Raw genomic sequence first — 345 nt, forward strand, 5'->3', positions numbered from 1 at the left:
GCTCTGAAGCGCGGTCCGGGCACGAGGATGCCCCCGAGTCACCTCCCCTATGCGCCATGCGGCCCCCAGGGCACGTAGATGAGACCCAGGACACCGTGAACGGTGGGCGCCGCCCACCGGTCAGCGGCCAGAGCATGGGGGGCACGCCCGGTCCCGTTCCGAACCCGGAAGCTAAGCCCCATCGCGCCGAGAGTACTGCGGGGCCAGCCCGTGGGAGGCCAGGGCGCCGCTGACCGGTGGACGGCACCGAGCCGTCGCAAGACTTGAAGAAGGGGGAGGCCTCGCGGCCTCCCCCTTTTTTGCGTTTACGGGGCGTGAATGACTCAATTACACCAGACGATCTTG

General features: G+C 68.4%; 1 rRNA gene. It reads left to right on the plus strand.

The annotated features are described in order from the left end of the window. Positions 1-119: 119 nt before the first annotated feature. Positions 120-235: ribosomal RNA gene (gene rrf / locus DXD16_RS07250) — 5S ribosomal RNA — on the plus strand. The last annotated feature ends 110 nt before the right edge of the window (positions 236-345 follow it).

Source organism: Collinsella sp. TF11-5AC, assembly GCF_003436775.1.
Taxonomy (GTDB): domain Bacteria; phylum Actinomycetota; class Coriobacteriia; order Coriobacteriales; family Coriobacteriaceae; genus Collinsella.